General features: G+C 47.1%; 3 protein-coding genes, 3 pseudogenes and 1 other annotated feature. Of the genes and pseudogenes, 2 read left to right on the forward strand and 4 right to left on the reverse strand.

All coding sequences use genetic code 11. The features are described 5' to 3' along the window. Nucleotides 1–123: 123 nt before the first annotated feature. From AC52W5_RS09955 to AC52W5_RS09965, 3 genes and pseudogenes are all read right to left on the reverse strand, one after another. Nucleotides 124–264: pseudogene (locus AC52W5_RS09955) on the reverse strand (IS3 family transposase); the annotation flags it as partial. Nucleotides 265–275: 11 nt separating this feature from the next. Beyond that, nucleotides 276–685: pseudogene (locus AC52W5_RS09960) on the reverse strand (transposase); the annotation flags it as partial. Then, nucleotides 291–407: a sequence feature (AL1L pseudoknot), on the reverse strand. It overlaps the preceding pseudogene by 117 nt. Nucleotides 686–713: 28 nt before the next feature. Then, entirely contained in the window at nt 714–956 is a 243-nt protein-coding gene (locus AC52W5_RS09965) for a recombinase family protein (protein ID WP_495670889.1), read from the reverse strand. Between the two features lie 317 nt (nt 957–1,273). On the opposite strand from AC52W5_RS09965, the gene AC52W5_RS09970 reads away from it, so the two are divergent. Beyond that, on the forward strand, nt 1,274–1,777 hold the full coding sequence (locus AC52W5_RS09970; RefSeq protein WP_081354000.1) for a DUF3015 domain-containing protein: 504 nt from the start codon (nt 1,274–1,276) through the stop codon (nt 1,775–1,777). A gap of 67 nt (nt 1,778–1,844) precedes the next feature. Beyond that, nucleotides 1,845–3,761: an Lnb N-terminal periplasmic domain-containing protein gene (locus AC52W5_RS09975; RefSeq protein WP_495670890.1), complete on the forward strand. Its 1,917-nt coding sequence runs from the start codon at nt 1,845–1,847 to the stop codon at nt 3,759–3,761. A 14-nt stretch (nt 3,762–3,775) separates the two neighbouring features. On the opposite strand, the pseudogene AC52W5_RS09980 reads toward AC52W5_RS09975, so the two are convergent. Then, nucleotides 3,776–4,106, reverse strand: a pseudogene (locus AC52W5_RS09980) (IS5 family transposase); the annotation flags it as partial. Nucleotides 4,107–4,274: the final 168 nt, after the last annotated feature.

Below are 4,274 nucleotides of genomic sequence, written 5' to 3' on the forward strand. Positions count from 1 at the left end.
ATACGCTACTTGAACCTCAGTAAATCGGGATCTCTTCATCGCTTCATACTCCTTCAATAAGGGAGCCAGAAGGCGACTTTACTCTAATTTAGAACTGCTACAGTTTTTGGGGATGACGTCAAACCCGTTGATGGTTTCGGCCAAGGCATTGTCATAGCTGTTTCCACGACTACCCACGGAGGGCTCAAGACCGGCCTGGGCGAGCCGCTCTGTATAGCGGATAGAGAGGTATTGAGAACCTCTGTCGCTATGGTGCACCAGACCATCGGTTGCTAACGCCAATAGCCTGACGGGGCAATCTGCAAGACCTTGCAAAGCGGCTCAACCCCGTAAGTTTCCCGATGCTCGTCAATAAACTGCCTGATTACTTCAGTCGGCGGTCGAGCTCCGCCTGGGCGAAAAACGCGCTGGCCAGCTTCAGGATCTCATTGGCCTTACGTAGCTCCCGGTTCTCGCGCTCAAGCTCCTTGACCCGTTCCCGCTGGGCACTGCTGACCCCGTCACGCACACCGTTGTCGACCTCATGCTTGCGCACCCACTCGTTCAAGGTCTGCGGCACACAGCCAATCTTGGGCGCAATCGATTCGATAGTGGCCCACAGCGATGGATACTCGCCGCGGTGCTCCAGCACCATCCGCACAGCGCGCTCACGTACCTCGGGGGAAAACTTGTTCTGTTTCTTCATAGCTCCATTCTCTCAGATGTTGGAGCCTCTACAAAACTCGGGGCGGTTCAAGTTGACTTGCAATAGCAGTCTTCGTCATTCTCTCTCCTGCAAGATGAACTACTTCCTGCCTGATTGCGTCAGCGATTGGTTTTCGTCCCTTGTATTTTCCCGCAGCCTTAGCCTTAATGACACCTTCCCGCTGTCGTTCGAGCATCATTTCCCTCTCAAACTGGGCAATGCTTCCTAATACGGTCAACATCAGCTTTCCAGTAGGCGTGCTTGTATCCATCCCGAAGTTCTCCCTTTTCCTACAGGAAACCTCTGCCGTGCTTACCCATAGGCGGGGTCCAGAGTCGCAATTTACAGATTGTCATATTGTCGTCAAGAGCAAAAACTAAAATATGTTAATAGCAGAGGCCTATGTCATATAAATTATGAAAATATCCCATTGACAACTTAAGAGACGTTAAGTACATTTGCTCAGCTCCCGGAAGGAAGCTGTTTGTTTTTCCTGGGACGCTCTTTAATGCTGAACTTTGGTGCTTAAAAAGCAACCCTCACTATTCGATCTTAATCTAATTTTTAGCAACTTCTATGGAGAGCAATATGGGGTATCGTCTGATTGCAGCAGCTTCTTTTTTACTGCTTCCAGCTTCTGTTTTTGCCGCTGGGTATGGTGCAGCGGGTTGTGGGTTAGGGTCAGAGGTCATGGGATCAAAACCAGGGGCCTCACAGGTATTCGCTTCAACTACTAATGGAACTTCCGGCAATCAAACTTTCGGGATTACTTCCGGGACCTCGAATTGCGGTGATCATGGCCTAGTGAAGACGAGCAAGGAGCGTGAAGTATTTGCAAAAGAGAATTACACCAGCCTGGTTAAAGAAATGGCGCAAGGAAAAGGTGAAAATCTTTATACCTTGGCTAGCTTGTATCAATGTTCCGCAGCAAGCTATCAAGAATTCGGATCGATGGTGCAGGCGAAGTTTGACAATTTGGTGGTGAGTGATCAAACAACCTCAGCAGAGTTACTGAGCAAGCTCGAAGATCAATTAACCCGTCATCCTACCCTTGCTAAATCGTGTGACATTAAAGTGTCTGCATTGAATTAAAAAATAAGCGGATATAGGTAACCCCTATATCCGCTTTGATATTGTCAGCTCCCCCTATCGTTCCCTCGTGCAGCTTGCTTGCGCTCTAGCCGCGCTACTTCTCTCCCTTTATTTCTCACCGGCAACCGCTCATTCCCAAGACAACCACAACGCCGATTATTTAGGCGATCTACAACTTCAAGCCCAACAAAAAAAGCTGGCCGATGCCCGGATATGGCATCTACTTCTCAAGTACAACGAGGAATTATTCGGCGGCTTTACGAGTGAAGCGGATGGAATGGATTTTTTCAATTCTCCGCAGGGAAAGACTGATCCAGAGTCAGAGCTGCAAGCGACCCTTGCCAGCTTCTTCATACCCTTATCCGCGGTTGCCGAAGGCAAAGAGCACCCTCAGTGTAACTTTCCGGCGCGATTCAAGTGGCTGAGCCACGAACTAGACTTCGATCGCAATCGCCTCAAAATACACGAATGTGATCGGCTCAGCCGCTGGATGCAAACTTTAGCTCCGGTCGGAGTAACGCTGGTGTTCGCCTCTTACTTCATGAACAACCCTGCCTCTATGTTTGGCCATACCCTGCTACGAATTGATAGCCGGAGAACAGGCAAGGGGAATAATTTAATGAACTATGGCGCCAACTATGCGGCCGTTCCCGATACTGAGAATGGATTCCTCTACGCAGTGAAGGGTTTAATAGGCTCATTTCCAGGACGCTTCGCGATTTTCCCCTATTACACAAAAGTGCAGGAATATAACAACTGGGAAAGCCGGGATCTTTGGGAATATGAACTTAAGTTTACTGAAGATCAGTTGAACACGATGCTTTTACATTTGTGGGAGCTGGGCGGTACTTACTTTGATTATTATTATTTCCAGGAAAATTGCTCATATCACGTGCTTTCCTTATTAGAGATTGCCAATCCGAATCTAAGATTAAAAGATTCTTTTTTCTTCAGTGTGATACCAACTGATACGGTAAAAATTGTAATGGCGCAGGAGGAGTTAGTAAAACAAACCGTATATCGGCCTTCGGTGCTTAGTCAAATGAATGATAAGCGCCGTAGAATGGACAATGATGAGAAGCAGATATTAAAAAGCATAGTTCAAGGGGATATGACATTAGATAGCCCAACTTTTAAAAACCTTCTCCCTCAATCGCAAGCTCTATTGTTGAATGCTTATATGGACTATTTACAGTATTGGAGCATGCAAGAAAAAAGCAACAATGAAGTAAAAATTCCACGCTCCGTTTTATTAGCTAGAAGCCGTTTGCAAGTTACTAGTGATGAGGATACTAAAATTACCGGTTTTTCCAGTCGACCAGACCAAGGTCATGGGACGGACCGATTTCAACTCGGAATTGGCCATAACAAGCGCGAATCTTTCGTCGAATTTGCTTATCGACCGGCATATCATGACCTGATGGCCAAGGACGTAGGATATGATAAAGATTCAGAAATTATTTTTATGGACTTCAAACTCCGCTATTACCTGGAATCCGAACGGGTAAGACTAGATCAGGCGAAGTTTCTCTCAATCACATCACTCAATCCCTACGATTCCTTATTTGCCAAACCTTCCTGGCGAGCAGAACTGGCAGTAGACAACCTTAGAGATCGAAACTGCAACTATTGCAATTCGTTCAAAGGTACGTATGGGAGAGGTTTCTCTTACAGGCCGGATTTTTTCTCCCCCTTGCTGCTATATACCTTTGCTGATCTAAAAGCGGAATTTTCCGATCATCTAAAACAAAATTTTCGATTGGGTGGCGATACTGAAGTGGGAATGTACTTCAGCATTACTGAAAATTTGAGAATCAAATTGGCGGGGAGCTACCAGGTTTTTCTCCTCGGTGAAAGTAAGCGTTTCTTCACTAGTCACCTCATTACTCGCTATGCGCTTTCACAAGATCTGGATCTAAGGGTGGAATTGAACCGCTACGACCAAAATAATGAGGGAATATTATCATTCAATTATTTCTTCTAGGGTCTGTTGACGTTTCACATTGATAGCCAGAGGATCATGCAGGCCCATGGCTACTACACTCTCGTAATTTCTCTTCAGCTTGTCGAATCGTGATGCTACGGCCCGATAATGCTTCAAACGGGCAAAGGTGTTTTCCACCAGATGCCGATGCCGATACAATCCTCTATCCAAATCTGCATTGCCTGTGACTGAATTACGCTTGCGGGGAATGACTGACTTTGCCCCTTGCGACTCGATGGTTTCGCGGATTCGCTCGCTGTCATAGCCCTTGTCCGCGATGATCGTTTCCACCTGCGGGAGTCGGGCGATCAGCTCTGGTGCAACCGTGCAGTCATTAACTTGCCCTGAGAATAAAAACGGAAACGGTATTACGCCCATAGCGTAAATTGAGGGCCTGATGTGACCCGCCCCCGAAATCAGTACCGGTCTAAAATGGAAAATTCCGGCTCTGACCCGCCCCCGAAATCAGTACCGGTCTAAAATGGAAAATTCCGGCTCCTGACCCGCCCCCGA

This window comes from Nitrosospira sp. CT, from assembly GCF_059489795.1.